The sequence below is a fragment of the Sphingorhabdus sp. genome (assembly GCF_046154385.1).
GTDB lineage: Bacteria > Pseudomonadota > Alphaproteobacteria > Sphingomonadales > Sphingomonadaceae > Sphingorhabdus_B.
The window spans coordinates 42,616-56,287 of record NZ_JBJXFW010000057.1; the positions used below are offsets into that span (position 1 = coordinate 42,616).

A 13,672-nucleotide genomic window follows, 5' to 3' on the forward strand; every position below is an offset into this window, starting at 1 on the left:
TTTGGAGTGCCATTCCGGTTTGATAATGCCTGACGGTGAATTGCGACCCCACCGACAGGCATCTAAGCTCTCTTCTTCCCACAATGAAGAGAGCATATTTTCCAACAGCTTTGAGATTCACGGAATTGAATGACGTGCGGTATTTCAGCCGAAGCTGGAACACCGCACATTCCATTCATTCTCCAGTCGGAAACCCGCGTTTTTTCATGATATATTTAACATCCGGGTCACGTCCACGAAACGCACGATACGCTTCGATTCGGTCGGTCTCATTACCGGTGGCGAGCAACATAGAACGGAAACGTTCCGCCGTCTGCTTGTCCCACACATCGCCCTTTTCGGTAAAGGCCGCCCATGTGTCGGCATCCATCGTCTCGGACCATAGATAGCTGTAATAGCCCGCCGAATAACCATCGTCTGCGAACAGATGGTTAAACTGCGGCAGGCGGTGACGCATGGCCATTTCCTTGGGCATCCCGATTTCCGTCAACGTATCGCGTTCAAAGGCGGCGGGATCGGCCACCGGAGTCGACCGGTTGTGCAACTTCATATCGAGAATGGCGCTCGACAGATATTCCACCGTTGCAAAACCCTGATTGAATGTATCGCTGGCCGTGATCTTGTCTACCAATGCCGCCGGAATGGGCTCGCCGGTCTTGTAATGCTTGGCATAGCTATTGAGGACATAAGGGGTCAGCAGCCAATTCTCGTTTACCTGGCTTGGATATTCCACGAAATCGCGGGGCGTGCCGCCAAGGCCGGGCCACATAATGTCGGAATTGAGATAGTGGATCGCGTGACCGAATTCATGAAACAGGGTCGACGCGTCATCGATGCTGATAAGCGTAGGTACGCCGTCGGCCCCGGGAACGAAATTATTGTTGTTCGACGCCAGCACGATATCATTTTTGCCACCAAGCTTATGCTGGCTGCGATAGGTCGTCATCCACGCGCCTGACCGTTTGCCGGCACGGGCAAAATTGTCGAGATAGAACAAACCGATCAGCGTGCCGTTGCGCTTCACTTCAAATGTCCGCACTTTGGGTTCGAAAACCGGTACGGCACCCGTGTTTTCGGTAAAGCTCATGCCATAAAGCTTTCCGGCCGCATCGAACATGGCGGCCACCATATTGTCGAGCTGGAAATAAGGCTTGATAGCCTCCTGATCGAGGTCGTATTTCGCTTTGCGAACTTTTTCGGCATAAAAACGATAGTCCCACGGCTCTATCGTGATACCGTCAGTGTTGGCTATCGCCTGCATATCGGCGACTTCTTCCTTGACCCGCGCAACGGCCGCCGGCCAAACTTGCATCATCAAGTCCATCGCCTTGATTGGATCTTTCGCCATGGTGTCGGCCATCCGGTAATGGGCATGCGTTGGAAAGCCCAAAATTTCAGCACGATCCTGCCGCAGTTTAAGAATTTCGGCGATGGTCCCATTGGTGTCATTGGCATTTCCATTATCGCCGCGCTTGGTAAAGGCCCGCCACACTTTTTCGCGTAAGTCACGCCGTGTCGAGTTTTCCAGAAACGGCTGTACCGCAGACCGGGTGTTGACAACGGCCCAACCATCTTTGCCCTTCGCTTTGGCCGCAGCAGCTAGCGCTGCAACAAATGTTTCGGGAAGCCCGGCCAGGTCAGACTCAGTTTCGAGAACAATGAAGGTTTCTTCATCGGCCAAAACCTTTTCTGAAAAGGCCGAGAATTTTTTGGAAAGATCCGTTTCAATGCCAATGACCTTTGCCTTTTGCGCCGCGTCAAGCAACGCGCCGTTGCGGACGAGGCCATCATAGGTCCGTTCCAACAAGCGTGTTTGTTTGGCATCCAAATTGAGCGTATTACGTTGATCATATAGATATTTTACCCGCTGAAAATAGCGTGCATCAAGCGTGAGTTCCGAGAAAAAGGCGCTTACCTTAGGTTCCCATTCCGCCTGAATTTTTCTTATTTCCGGATTGGACAAGTTCGACGAGTGAACGCCCCAGATCGAGAAAAGCCGCCCCATTTTTTCTCCGGATAATTCGCTGGCGGTAATGGTATTTTCAAAACTGATCGGGCCCGGTGTTTCAAGCATGGCTTCGAATTCGGCTTTTGAAGCAGCCATAGCCGCTTCGAAAGCAGCCGGGAATTGGGCAACCTTTATCTGGTCCCACGGCGGGATGCCGCCATATGGGCCTGTCCATTCCTGCAACAATACAGGCGTTTCAGCGCCGGAGACTTGCATTTCCTTTGCTTCAGCGACCACAGTCATAGCGACCCCGGAAAACGAGAGTGCCGCAACGTTTGCCAGCAATTTTCCAATGTTCACGCATAATACTCCTTAACGACATGGAACCAGATAGTAGCATTGTCGCTACACCTGTGAATGTCTTCAGGAGTAGCGGCTGCCGGTCGGTCATGCAAATAGACGTTTGGCCTGCGCTATTGCATCCGAACTGGAGGAAAATATTTTGCGCTTTACGTCTTGAAATATTGAACTTTTACGTCCCTAAATCATCCAGATTCAGGAGCAGGAGTTTGTAGATTGCCAGCAATTTTTGGCGAAGCGGTGGGTCGCAAGACAGCCATGATCTTTGCAGAAAGCGCCAAAAGAACCGATCAGCTGGCATGGCTGGCACGGGCATCGGGTTGCGCGATACTCGGTACGGACCTGACTTTTGGCGCAGACTATATTCTGGTCGATTTTTCCTCCGAAACGGAGCCGCTCGCGGATTCACTTCCGGCAATAGTGCGATATCTCGAACAACATCGCAGTACAGCGGTGGTGTGGATAAATCCGGATGGCCTTGAAACCGCCTTTGCTCTGTTGCCGCAAGGGCAATGCCATTTCCTGATCGATGCCAATGATGCCGAGGCGATACCGATATTGGCGGGGGCATTGGGAACAGGCAAGATGGACCGATTGCACGACAGGGATAACCCAGTGGAATTCGGTTCGTTGCACCGGATCAGCGACGAATTGGCAGAATTCGCCCGCACCCTTGCACGAATTGCTGAAACCGATCGCCCCAAAAATCTCTCAGACAAACCGGTGTCTTTCAGGCCCGCGCCTATCGGCGGATTTCAACCATTCCCGACCACGCATGTTAGCGTTAATCGTACCCTGACGGCTTCGCAAATACGTGAAATCATTAGGTTACGACGTCAACGGGAACGGTTTTTTGATTCGGAATTGTTTGCTGACCCTGCCTGGGACATATTGCTCGACCTGAAAGCGGCGCAACTCGAAAATCAGAATGTATCGGTCTCTAGCCTGTGTATCGCCGCAGCCGTGCCGTCAACAACCGCGCTACGCTGGGTTACCGTCATGACCGAGAGTGGCATGTTGGTGCGGCGGCAGGACCCGGATGACGCAAGGCGTGTGTTTATTGAACTTTCGAGCCGCGCAAGCAACCAGCTGGATGAGTATTTTGCCTCTATTGCCGATCGATTGATCCAGATTGTCTGAAAATACTTGCCAAAGCCGCAGCGCTTTGGCAAAGGCGCGCTTCCCCACGGGGGCGCTTAGCTCAGTTGGTAGAGCATCTCGTTTACACCGAGAGGGTCAGCGGTTCGAGCCCGTTAGCGCCCACCATTTTTCAGATCATATCTGAAAAACAAGGAGAAAGCTCGTGACGTTCATCGTACAGAAAGCTTTCAGCGTATATTTTACGCATATGAGGGGTCATATTTTAACGATAGCCGCGATTTTGATCTTGGGTGCCACGATAATGATGCCTGAGATGGCCTATGCGCGTGAGAATGACCAAAATGATCAACATGACACCGCCATCTGCACCGACCCCAAACATCGCCATTTTGTAATTCGATCTTCGACCGAATCGTTGCCGATTCGCAAAAAGGAAAAGACCCGGATACGCCGCGTGCTGATGTAGTCAGGTCGCCTCGCGCAACAAATTTGCCATTTCGGCATCATCCCATTCGACCCCGCCAATCACCCGCCATACTTCGTTTCCGTCAGAATCATACAAAATGGTCGTTGGCAACGCGAGTTGGTTGTTAAATGCGGCTAACAGGGCGTTGTCGCTGTCGATATAGGCTTCAAGATTTCGGACTGCCGCTTTTGCAAAAAAGGCATCCACAGGCGCGCGGCCTTTCAAGTCTTGCGACACCGCAATCACCGTGACACGGCCCCTTTCAAGCTCGGCCAATGCATCCAGCGTCGGCATTTCCGCCTTGCACGGCGCGCACCATGTCGCCCAGATATTCAGCAACAGCGGACGTCCGCCAAAATCCGATAAAGTTGTGTCTCCTCCTTGCGGGTTGGTGAAAACCGCCGTTGGCGCCTTTTGCCCCGCAAATTTATAACTTAATGTCGCGCGCATCCCGTTGGCGCTTTCAAGCCCGATATCGCTCTTGGCCTGCTCCGGGGTATTTTCGCGTTGAGAATTCGCGGACCCTTGCCCCGTTGGCGCAGTTCCCGTATCGCACGCGGCCAGACTGATAAGGGCTAGCGCGAGAAGGATTGGGGCAATTACCAAACGCATGTCAGATTCCAATAGCATGTGGGGCGGCCGATTTGGCGCAGGCCCCGGGGATGTCATGCGCGAGATAAATGCCTCGATTCCATTCGACAAGCGCCTTTGGCAAGAAGACATCGCCGGAAGTAAGGCTCATGCGCAAATGCTAGCCGCGCAAGGTATCATTAGCGACACTGACGAAGCGGCAATCCAGCGGGGCCTGACCGCTATTTATGCCGAATATGAAGCGAATGGAGTGCCCGAAGACTGGTCGCTTGAAGATATTCACATGGTAACGGAAACCCGCCTGCGCGCTTTGGTCGGTGAACCTGCCGCCCGGTTGCATACCGCGCGGTCGCGCAACGATCAGGTGGCAACCGATTTCAGGCTCTGGGTCCGTGCAGCCATTGGCCGGATCGACACAGGGTTGAAAGCGTTCCAGTCCGCACTTGTCGCTCGCGCCGAGGAACATGCAGACAGCATCATGCCGGGCTTCACCCATTTGCAAGTCGCACAGCCGGTCACTTTGGGGCATCATTTGATGGCTTATTATGAAATGACGAAGCGCGACCGCAGCCGTTTTGCCGATTGCGCCCACCGTTTAAACCAGTCGCCGCTTGGTGCGGCGGCGTTGGCCGGGACGTCGTTCCCCATTAACCGCCGAGCCACGGCGCAGGCGATGGGCTTTGATGCCGTCATGGGCAACAGCCTCGATGCCGTTTCCGACCGTGATTTCGCAATTGAATTTCTGACCTGCGCGACCCAGACCGCGCTTCATCTGTCGCGCCTTGCCGAAGAGATGATCCTTTGGGCATCGCAACCTTTCGGTTTCATCCAATTGCCTGATGCATGGTCCACAGGCAGTTCGATCATGCCGCAAAAACGTAACCCGGATGCCGCCGAACTGGTACGCGGACATGCCGGACGCATTATCGGCTGCATGACCAGCCTGATGGTCACAATGAAGGGCCTGCCGCTCGCATATTCCAAAGATATGCAGGACGATAAACCCCCCGTGTTTGAAGCCCATGACCTGCTGACCTTGTCAATTGCCGCAATGACCGGCATGGTCGGAAATGTCGCATTCCAGCCGGCACGTATGCGCGAAGTCGCCGCTTCCGGCTTTTCGACAGCGACCGACCTCGCCGACTGGCTGGTTCGTGAACACGGGCTGGCTTTCCGCGATGCCCACCATGTTACCGGCAACGTGGTCAAAGCGTGCGAAGAACGCGGAATAACTTTGGACGCAATAACATCGGTCGATCTGGCCGCGATCTATCCTCAACTTGAGGGAAGTGATCTGCCTGATTTATCGGTGGAAGGTTCGGTCGCAAGCCGAACCAGCGCTGGCGGCACCGCTCCGGTTAGGGTAAAGGAAGCAATCGCCGTTGCGAAAAAGGAGCTTGAGGCATGACATCGCGACAAATACTGGTCGTTTTGGTGCTTGGTATCTGCCTTGCGGGATGCGGCAAAGTGGGCGATCTGGAACCAAGAACCGGCACCACATTGCCGGTCAAAGCCTATGGCCAGACCACCGAACAGTCCGCGCAAGCGCTTTCCGCACCAAATGTGCAGGCACGCCCCGGACGAACGGATGAACTTTTGAAACGATCTGAACGGCGTGTCGACGACCCCTTTGATGTGCCACCTGGCGAAGAACCTAAACCGTTCAATCCCGAAGATCCTGCTACCCAAACAACACCCAAATAACATTAAGTCCAATCTTCCATGAACCATTTTGACCTCGTAAATGGCGTGTTGCACGCCGAAGATGTGCCCTTGCCCGTAATTGCCGACAGCGTGGGAACCCCTGTCTACGTCTATTCGCGCGCCACGCTGGAACGCCATGCCCAAGTTTTTCGCGACGCCTTATCAGGACTGGACAATCCGCATCTGGCATTCGCGGTCAAAGCCAATCCCAATCTTGCTGTCCTCAAAGTGCTCGCCCGGCAGGGCTATGGTGCCGATGTCGTTTCCGGCGGCGAGATGGATCGCGCGCTCGCAGCCGGTATCCCTGCCGAAGACATTGTGTTTTCAGGCGTCGGTAAAACCGCCGAGGAAATCGTCCGCGCGCTGAAGGTGGGCATTGGGCAGTTCAATATTGAATCGGAAGAAGAAGGACGCGAGTTGGCAACACTTGCCGACACGCTGAATCTGCCCGCCAACGCCGTACTTCGCATCAATCCCGATGTCGATGCAGGCACGCATGGCAAGATTTCAACGGGCAAGGCCGACAATAAATTTGGCGTGAACATTCACCGTGCACCAGAAATTTATGCACGACTCGACGCCTTGCCGAGCCTTAATATGCGTGGCGTAGCCTTGCATATCGGTAGCCAGTTGACGAGTTTGGAGCCTCTTGAGACGGCGTTCGGCAAAATAGGCATGCTTATGCGCGAATTGCGGGGGAGTGGCCACAATATCACGCATGTCGACCTGGGCGGTGGACTGGGTGTCCAGTATAAAGCGGAAGACAATCCGCCGGAACCAGCCGATTACGGGGCGATGGTCGCCCGTGTCACCCGTGATTGGGGCGTGCGGCTGATGTTCGAACCGGGCCGTGTGATCGCTGGGAATGCAGGTATTTTATTGACGCGCGTCATCCGTGTGAAGCCGGGATCTGGCAATTTACCCTTTGCCATTGTTGATGCCGCCATGAACGATCTGGCGCGCCCGGCATTGTACGACGCTTGGCATGATTTCGAAGCGGTTGAACCAAATGGCCAGAAAATGGCGGCGAACATTGTTGGCCCTGTTTGCGAAACCGGCGACACCTTTGCGATGGGGCGCGAGATTGACGTGGTGGCCGCCAATGATCTGGCCATTTTCCGCACCGCCGGAGCCTATGGTGCGACAATGGCCAGTACATATAACAGCCGCGGCCTGGTTCCCGAGGTGCTGGTCGATGGCGACAAGTTCGCCATCGTCGCGGAACGCATATCGCCTGAAACCATTTTAGCCGCAGAACATGTTCCGGATTGGTTGAAGTAACCGAATATGGACCAACTTCCGATTTTCGTGAATGTGCGGGGCCGGAAAGTCATTCTGGTTGGCGAAGGGGATGCAGCGGATGCCAAAAGGCGGTTGATCGAACGTGCCGGCGGTATAAGCGTCGACGCCGATGACAAAGAGGCGGTGCTGGCGTTTGTCGCTGTTGAAGACGAAATAGAAGCGTTGGCCGGTGCGGCTGAATTGAAAGCGCGTGGCTTGCTGGTCAATGTTGTAGACAGGCCGGAACATTGCGATTTTACAACGCCAGCGTTAGTCGATCGTGCACCCGTTTTGGTCGCCATCGGTACCGGCGGTGCGTCGGCGGGGATGGCCAAGGCCATCAGACAACGGATTGAGACGTTGCTGCCGGAAAATCTCGGTATGCTTGCGAAGTCCGTGTCCAATGCGCGCGACGCAATTCGCGCCCAATGGCCCCAAGCCGCAGACCGCCGCCGCGCGCTTGATCAGGCCTTTGCTGCAGGCGGCTCGCTGGACCCATTCAAAAGCCACAGCGCATCGGCCATCGACACATGGTTGGACACAGGTGACGCAGATCAACCTTCCCGTCTGGTGGAAATATCCCTGCTATCGGGCAACGCCGATGACCTGACCTTGTTAACAGCGCGATTGCTTGGAGAGGCGGATCATATATTCCACGACGCCCACGTCCCCGCTGCCATTCTAAACCGCGCCCGGGCGGATGCGGTGCGCCACGAAGGTGCGCCGCAGGCTCCAGTGCCTGAGGGTTTGGTGCTTTACCTGAGGTTGTTAGAATCAGGGTGACGGAGAATTGGAGGACGGTTGTTGAAACTCCGCTCAGTTTGCCCAAAAAACAGAATATTTCACGCAAAGACGCGAAGGTTTTTAAGGGGGCAGTCAAAATATATCAAAGCCACTCAACCCAAAGCGCGCGTGACATATATAAAGGGCCGCCGCCCACTTGAAAATCTTTGCGCCTTTGCGTGAAACTATTCCCGAACAAGACCAAGTCCAACACATCCCCCCTTAACTCTGGGGCCGGAGGCGTGCGGAGCACATCTTGGTTCAGAGACTATTTGTCAGCCGAAACCATGCCGTCTGCAAAAACAAAACCATCCGGACGATCTTCTGCCAATAGCGCTGGACCATCGAGATCGACCCAATCCGCCCCTTGTGCGACACAAAAGGCAGGGGCGATGCCAAGGCTGGTCGATAGCATACAGCCGACCATGATTTTCATCCCGGCCGCTTCGGCCGCTTCGGCCAGTTTTAAAGCCTCGGTCAGGCCGCCTGCCTTGTCGAGCTTGATATTGATGCCATCATAATAAGGCGCAAGGCGCGCGACATCGGCGGCGCTGTGGCAGCTTTCGTCCGCGACGACCGGCAACGGCGACCGGACGCCAGCCAGCAATGAATCCTGCCCCGCCGGAACCGGCTGTTCAATCATTTCAACGCCCAACGTCGCCAGCGATGCGGCCTCAGCGGCAATGTCGAGATGCCCCCAGCTTTCATTGGCATCCACAATCAGCCGAGCCTCGGGCGCGCCCGATTTGACCGCGGCGACACGGGCGTAATCACCCTCACCGGTCAGCTTGAGTTTCAGCAACGAAAATCCCTGGGCCGCCGCCTTGGCCGCGTCGGCCTCCATCACAGCGGCATCGCCCAGGGATATCGTAAACGCAGTGGTGAGCGGCCGGGGTTGCGCAAGTAATCCGGCAAGGCGCCACACCGGCTGTCCCGCCGCCTTGGCCGCCAAATCCCAAAGCGCACAATCAAGAGCATTGCGCGCCGCACCTGCGGGAAGGAGAAACTGAACTTGCTTTCGGGCCTCGTCCGTATCAAGTGGCTCCAGCACCGGTAATATTGTTTCGACCTGCGCGAGGCAATTTTCTGCGGTTTCCCCGCGATAATAAATGGCGGTACCTTCGCCCAATCCGACATGGCTGCCGTCGCTTACGGCGACAACCAATACATCCACATACGTCTTTGCGCCGCGCGCAATGATGAATTGTCCGGCCACTGGCCAGCGTTCGATTGCCGCACTTATACGTAAAGACATTGCCCCACCCACTTTTGTGTCCGAAAGCAGACTGGCCATATAAAGGCATCAATGCAAGCCGGGTTTACCACTATCAGCTATTTTTGTTCATAAAACATCGGACTTTCCTGAACGGGAGCTGACAAGTCAATTCAGGATTGTGCAACGACGAATCACCTATTCCATTCTTGTCAGCACGGGAAGTCCCCCGTCGTGGCAAAGGAGAATGAAGATGAATATCCTGACCAAAAGCTTGCTAAGCGCCGGAGCTGCTGCTGCAGCTTTGGTAAGTGTATCCGCCCCTGCACAGGCGCGTGACCGGCATGACCGTGACAATATCAGTGCCGGCGAAGTGATCGCAGGGGCAGTTGTTTTGGGCGGTTTGGCCGCTGTTATCGCCGCATCGGATAATGACCGCCGCTATGACCGTGGATATGACCGTGGCAACAATTACGACTATAACCGCGCCGGATTTGGATATGACAGCCGTTATGGCGGCGGCCGGTCTGCTGTCAACCAGTGCGTGAATGGTGTGGAACGCTGGGCGAACCGGTATAGCCGTTCGGATGTGACCCAGATCCGTGACATCGAACGCACCCGTTACGGCTACCGCGTCAAGGGCAATGTCGTGGTGAAGGATGGCTGGCGCGGCAATAACCGGGGCTATGATGGCTACAACCGTTATGATCGCGACGGCCGCTATGGCAACGGATACCATAATGGATATGAAGGCGGCTATAACCGTGGATACGACAAGGGCCGGTTTACCTGCTATGTCGAACGCGGACGGGTTGTTGATATCGACTATAGCGGTCTTGATCGCTGGCGGTAATTTTTGGGCGGCGGCCGCATTCGGTTCCGAAGGTGGCTGCCGCAACCTATAAAACAGACTCAACAGGAGGCACAAAAATGGGACATTTTCACAAAAGCGCGCTCGCCATTGGCACAGCCGCGATATTGGCAACATCCGTCACTCCAGCCGTCGCCGCGGCTTCGCTGGACCGGGGGCATTCCGTTCTGAAATCGGCCGGCGAATATAATGGCTGGGGTCGACATAACCGCTATCGGCACCGCGACCGTGTCGATGGCGGTGACATTTTGGCCGGTATCGCCATTTTGGCCGGTATCGCCATCGTTGCTGACGCCGCCAGCAAAAGCAGCAAAAACGGAAAGGATGACAATCGCTATCCAACCCCGGACCGCTCTTATGAAAATGCACCGGATTATGCGCGTGAAGCGGGCACGGAAACCAACCGTTCGAACGATGTCGCAAGTGCGGTCGAGGCTTGCTCCACCGCAGCGCAGCGCGATGGCGCACAGGTGGATGAAATTCGCAGCGTAACCCGCGACGGCGATGGCTGGCGGGTCGAAGGTGGCCTTTCAGGCGGCAATGACGAGAGCTTCACTTGCGGCGCGACCAATGGCGAAGTTGACTTCGTCCAGTTCGGCGACCGCGATATTTAGGCGAAAAAGAAGGGGCAAAAAGGCTCAATCCCCCTCCCGCTTGCGGGAGGGGTTAGGGGAGGGTGGGTGTTGAAACTCGGCTTGGTGTCCCCGAAAAAACAGAATATTTCACGCAAAGACGCGAAGGTTTTTAAGAGGGTCGTCAAGAATATCAAAGTCACTCAACCAAAATCGTGCGTGACATATTTTAGTGGCATCCGCCCTCTTGAAAATCTTCGCGCCTTTGCGTGAAACTATTCCGGGATAGGACCAGGTCCAACCTATTCCTCACACACCCCATCACCCTGGAGCCGAAGGCGTGCAGAGCACAATCTCGGCCCCAGGGCGACGGAGTGTGAGATTGTTTTTCGAACAACCGCATAAGGTGTCCGCACAAATTGTGGAGAATTGGAACCGACCCTGAGGTTGCCGTCCGCGTGCAGATAGGGCATGGCCCTTGTGTAAATTGCAGGATGGATGATGTGCCCGAAATTTCGCCTCAGATGCTGATTGTTGGTTGCGGCAATATGGGCGGTGCGATGTTGCGCGGGTGGTTGGCCTCTGGAAGGTCACCGTCACATTTTACCGTGATCGACCCAGTCGTGCAGGATCTGCCAACAGGCGTCCGCCAAGTTGCGTCAGCCGAGGCGCTGGACGATATATTTCACACGGTCCTTTTGGGTATCAAGCCCCAGATGCTCGGCAGTCTTGCCCCCGCAATCCGCGCACGGATTGCGCCAAACGCTCTGGTTCTCTCGATCTTGGCAGGCGCCATGACCCCTGCTCTTACCGCATTGTTTCCCGATACGCGGATCGTGCGGTTGATGCCCAATCTGACGGCTGCCCTAGGGCTGTCACCATTAGGGCTGTTTTCGACCGCGCTTTCGATACCGGAAAGAGACGCTCTCGACACATATTTGGCTCCATTGGGGACACCGGTCTGGGTCCCGGATGAAACTCATATGGATGCAGTGACCGCGCTTGCCGGGTCTGGTCCCGCCTTTGTTTATCGTTTTATCGACGCCATGGCCCAAGGCGGAGTGGCAGCGGGCTTACCTGCCGAAACGGCGGCACAGCTGGCATTGGCCACGGTTGCAGGTGCAGCGCAGCTCGCGATGGAATCGGACGAAAGCCCCGCTGCATTGGCCAAGCGCGTGACCAGTCCAGGCGGCACAACGGCGGCCGGTCTTGCCGTGCTGGATGCAGGGGATTCGCTGCAAAATCTGGTGAAAGCAACATTGGAGGCGGCTCGCGAACGGGGCGTGCAACTGGCGAAAGGGGAAACGGCATGACGGCCAACAAACCTGATTTGGGAGGTTTGATCCCTAAAAACGCCGCATTTGATCCGGCGTTGGTCAACAAGCTTATGGGCCGGTTCGGTCATGGCGGCTTCCTCAATATGGACTATGTCGGACATGGCGAAGATTGGGTTGAACTGGCGATAGACTGGCGCGAGGATCTGGTGGCCGATCCCGATTCAGGCATATTGGCATCAGCGGTCGTCATCAGTCTGATGGACAACGCGACCAGCATGTCGATCTGGACAAAGCTGGGCGAGTTCCGGCCACAAGTCACAATGGACTTGCGCCTCGATTATTTACGTCCTTCACCTGCCGGTGCGCGGGTTTATGGCCGGGGCATCTGTTACCATTTGACCCACAGCATCGGCTTTGTGCGCGGCTTTGCCCATAATGGCAATCCAGACGAACCGCTTGCACATGCCAGCGGAACATTCATACGCGTTGGGGACAGGGTATAATGTCGGCCGCACAAAACCGGAATTTGCCGCCTTATGCCATGGCTCTGGACATGGAAATTGTCGATGCAATCGATGGTGCGCCCGTGATCGCCATGCCCTTTGCAGATAAGGTCCAAGGCCGCCCCGGCTTCCTGCACGGCGGTGCAATTTCAGGCTTGCTTGAAATAGCCGCGATCGCCGCAATCCATCATGCATTGCGCGCCAATGGCAATGACAGCGCGATAAAGCAGGTCAATGTCACGATCGATTTCATGCGCGGAGGATTAGGGCAAATGACCTATGCAGTCGGCGAAGTCATAAGGCTGGGGCGGACAATGGCCAATGTCGAAGCCCGCGCATGGCAGGATGACAGGGCGAAGCCGATTGCGATGGGCACCATGCATTATCTGATCCGGCGCCCGAAAATCGAGGGAAGTTAAGAAAGTAGGTTTTTCACGCCTCGCCGTGCGTTTCGATTAAGGCGCTGGCAATTGCCTCTTCCGGCGATTTATCGCCCCAGATGATAAACTGGAACACCGGATAAAAACGTTCGCATTCGTCAATCGCGACATCGATGATGGTTTGGGCATGGTCAACGCCGAGCAACCCGTTAGAGGGCATCAAGCTGCCGTGACGAAACAGCAATATTCCGTTGGCTGACCACATATCAAAATGGCCCAGCCACAATTGTTCGTTTATCAGACCCAGTGCCTTGTAAATATTATCACGCTTGTCACTGGGTACGGTAACGTCGGGTAATAGGATCAGTTGAAGCGCGTTATCTTCCTCTCGCCAGATTGCGCGGATCTGATAACTGGTCCAACTGCCCTTATATTCGGCGGTAATTTCATCATCACCGTCCAGTTCATAGGCCCAGCCCCGGGCCTCGAACAAGGCCGCGAGCATGTCAACGGGCGCGGATTCGTCGCGTTCAAAATGCTCATATTGTTCGTCTGCATCATGCATGCGGTAAAGCGCCCATTATTCTTGCGCGATTCTGCCTTGCTGCGGACTCCCGCGCAA

At 55.3% G+C, this 13,672-nt stretch carries 15 protein-coding genes and 1 tRNA gene; 12 read left to right on the forward strand and 4 right to left on the reverse strand.

Going from position 1 to position 13,672, the window contains the following annotated elements; genetic code table 11:
• Nucleotides 1–175: 175 nt before the first annotated feature.
• A complete protein-coding gene (locus tag ACKVOS_RS12445; RefSeq protein ID WP_409212324.1) occupies nucleotides 176–2,308 on the reverse strand; it encodes a M3 family metallopeptidase in 2,133 nt (710 codons plus the stop codon).
• Nucleotides 2,309–2,524: 216 nt separating this feature from the next.
• Here ACKVOS_RS12445 and ACKVOS_RS12450 point away from each other — a divergent pair, with 216 nt between their 5' ends.
• The 3 genes from ACKVOS_RS12450 to ACKVOS_RS12460 all read left to right on the forward strand — a co-directional run bounded on the left by ACKVOS_RS12450 (nucleotide 2,525) and on the right by ACKVOS_RS12460 (nucleotide 3,875).
• Nucleotides 2,525–3,448, forward strand: coding sequence for a hypothetical protein (locus tag ACKVOS_RS12450; RefSeq protein ID WP_409212325.1), 924 nt, complete (start codon nucleotides 2,525–2,527; stop codon nucleotides 3,446–3,448).
• Between the two features lie 50 nt (nucleotides 3,449–3,498).
• Nucleotides 3,499–3,574: transfer RNA gene (locus tag ACKVOS_RS12455), tRNA-Val, on the forward strand.
• Nucleotides 3,575–3,611: 37 nt separating this feature from the next.
• Complete coding sequence (locus tag ACKVOS_RS12460; protein ID WP_409212326.1) at nucleotides 3,612–3,875, forward strand: hypothetical protein; 264 nt, start codon at nucleotides 3,612–3,614, stop codon at nucleotides 3,873–3,875.
• Here the strand turns inward: ACKVOS_RS12460 and ACKVOS_RS12465 are convergent, their stop codons facing one another.
• The gene (locus ACKVOS_RS12465; RefSeq protein WP_409212327.1) at nucleotides 3,876–4,487 is read right to left on the reverse strand and encodes a TlpA family protein disulfide reductase; all 612 of its coding nucleotides are present in this window, start codon (nucleotides 4,485–4,487) and stop codon (nucleotides 3,876–3,878) included.
• Nucleotides 4,488–4,503: 16 nt separating this feature from the next.
• Between ACKVOS_RS12465 and argH the strand changes: the two genes are divergently transcribed.
• The 4 genes from argH to ACKVOS_RS12485 are packed head-to-tail and all read left to right on the forward strand — an operon-like array spanning nucleotide 4,504 to nucleotide 8,234.
• The gene (argH, locus tag ACKVOS_RS12470) at nucleotides 4,504–5,874 is read left to right on the forward strand and encodes an argininosuccinate lyase (protein WP_409212401.1); all 1,371 of its coding nucleotides are present in this window, start codon (nucleotides 4,504–4,506) and stop codon (nucleotides 5,872–5,874) included.
• Nucleotides 5,871–6,170 (forward strand): hypothetical protein, encoded by a 300-nt coding sequence (locus tag ACKVOS_RS12475; protein ID WP_409212328.1) that lies wholly within the window; start codon nucleotides 5,871–5,873, stop codon nucleotides 6,168–6,170. The genes argH and ACKVOS_RS12475 overlap by 4 nt, the downstream gene beginning before the upstream one ends.
• Before the next feature lie 18 nt (nucleotides 6,171–6,188).
• Nucleotides 6,189–7,451, forward strand: a complete 1,263-nt coding sequence (gene lysA / locus ACKVOS_RS12480; RefSeq protein WP_409212329.1) for a diaminopimelate decarboxylase — start codon at nucleotides 6,189–6,191, stop codon at nucleotides 7,449–7,451.
• A gap of 6 nt (nucleotides 7,452–7,457) precedes the next feature.
• The gene (locus ACKVOS_RS12485) at nucleotides 7,458–8,234 is read left to right on the forward strand and encodes an NAD(P)-dependent oxidoreductase (RefSeq protein WP_409212330.1); all 777 of its coding nucleotides are present in this window, start codon (nucleotides 7,458–7,460) and stop codon (nucleotides 8,232–8,234) included.
• A gap of 268 nt (nucleotides 8,235–8,502) precedes the next feature.
• On the opposite strand, the gene dgcA is transcribed toward ACKVOS_RS12485, so the two are convergent.
• Nucleotides 8,503–9,489, reverse strand: a complete 987-nt coding sequence (gene dgcA / locus ACKVOS_RS12490; protein ID WP_409212402.1) for an N-acetyl-D-Glu racemase DgcA — start codon at nucleotides 9,487–9,489, stop codon at nucleotides 8,503–8,505.
• 211 nt (nucleotides 9,490–9,700) lie between these two features.
• On the opposite strand from dgcA, the gene ACKVOS_RS12495 reads away from it, so the two are divergent.
• The 5 genes from ACKVOS_RS12495 to ACKVOS_RS12515 all read left to right on the forward strand — a co-directional run bounded on the left by ACKVOS_RS12495 (nucleotide 9,701) and on the right by ACKVOS_RS12515 (nucleotide 13,089).
• The gene (locus ACKVOS_RS12495; protein WP_409212331.1) at nucleotides 9,701–10,300 is read left to right on the forward strand and encodes a hypothetical protein; all 600 of its coding nucleotides are present in this window, start codon (nucleotides 9,701–9,703) and stop codon (nucleotides 10,298–10,300) included.
• Between the two features lie 77 nt (nucleotides 10,301–10,377).
• Nucleotides 10,378–10,932: a hypothetical protein gene (locus ACKVOS_RS12500; RefSeq protein WP_409212332.1), complete on the forward strand. Its 555-nt coding sequence runs from the start codon at nucleotides 10,378–10,380 to the stop codon at nucleotides 10,930–10,932.
• Nucleotides 10,933–11,393: 461 nt separating this feature from the next.
• Nucleotides 11,394–12,203, forward strand: a complete 810-nt coding sequence (proC, locus tag ACKVOS_RS12505) for a pyrroline-5-carboxylate reductase (RefSeq protein WP_409212333.1) — start codon at nucleotides 11,394–11,396, stop codon at nucleotides 12,201–12,203.
• Nucleotides 12,200–12,670 carry a PaaI family thioesterase gene (locus tag ACKVOS_RS12510; protein WP_409212334.1) on the forward strand — a complete coding sequence of 157 codons (471 nt, stop codon included), beginning with the start codon at nucleotides 12,200–12,202 and terminating at the stop codon, nucleotides 12,668–12,670. Before proC ends, ACKVOS_RS12510 begins: the two co-directional genes overlap by 4 nt.
• Nucleotides 12,670–13,089, forward strand: a complete 420-nt coding sequence (locus tag ACKVOS_RS12515; RefSeq protein WP_409212335.1) for a PaaI family thioesterase — start codon at nucleotides 12,670–12,672, stop codon at nucleotides 13,087–13,089. The genes ACKVOS_RS12510 and ACKVOS_RS12515 overlap by 1 nt, the downstream gene beginning before the upstream one ends.
• 13 nt (nucleotides 13,090–13,102) lie before the next feature.
• Here ACKVOS_RS12515 and ACKVOS_RS12520 read toward each other — a convergent pair whose 3' ends face one another.
• Nucleotides 13,103–13,615 carry a YbjN domain-containing protein gene (locus tag ACKVOS_RS12520; RefSeq protein ID WP_409212336.1) on the reverse strand — a complete coding sequence of 171 codons (513 nt, stop codon included), beginning with the start codon at nucleotides 13,613–13,615 and terminating at the stop codon, nucleotides 13,103–13,105.
• Between the last annotated feature and the right edge of the window lie 57 nt (nucleotides 13,616–13,672).

Bases quoted from the DNA above. Each gene is read 5' to 3' on its own strand.
- ACKVOS_RS12515 (WP_409212335.1), top strand. From the start codon at position 12,670: ATGTCGGCCGCACAAAACCGGAATTTGCCGCCTTATGCCATGGCTCTG.
- argH (WP_409212401.1), top strand. From the start codon at position 4,504: ATGTGGGGCGGCCGATTTGGCGCAGGCCCCGGGGATGTCATGCGCGAG.
- lysA (WP_409212329.1), top strand. From the start codon at position 6,189: ATGAACCATTTTGACCTCGTAAATGGCGTGTTGCACGCCGAAGATGTG.
- ACKVOS_RS12465 (WP_409212327.1), bottom strand. From the start codon at position 4,487: ATGCGTTTGGTAATTGCCCCAATCCTTCTCGCGCTAGCCCTTATCAGT.
- ACKVOS_RS12510 (WP_409212334.1), top strand. From the start codon at position 12,200: ATGACGGCCAACAAACCTGATTTGGGAGGTTTGATCCCTAAAAACGCC.
- ACKVOS_RS12495 (WP_409212331.1), top strand. From the start codon at position 9,701: ATGAATATCCTGACCAAAAGCTTGCTAAGCGCCGGAGCTGCTGCTGCA.
- ACKVOS_RS12475 (WP_409212328.1), top strand. From the start codon at position 5,871: ATGACATCGCGACAAATACTGGTCGTTTTGGTGCTTGGTATCTGCCTT.
- ACKVOS_RS12520 (WP_409212336.1), bottom strand. From the start codon at position 13,615: ATGCATGATGCAGACGAACAATATGAGCATTTTGAACGCGACGAATCC.
- ACKVOS_RS12500 (WP_409212332.1), top strand. From the start codon at position 10,378: ATGGGACATTTTCACAAAAGCGCGCTCGCCATTGGCACAGCCGCGATA.
- ACKVOS_RS12485 (WP_409212330.1), top strand. From the start codon at position 7,458: ATGGACCAACTTCCGATTTTCGTGAATGTGCGGGGCCGGAAAGTCATT.
- dgcA (WP_409212402.1), bottom strand. From the start codon at position 9,489: ATGTCTTTACGTATAAGTGCGGCAATCGAACGCTGGCCAGTGGCCGGA.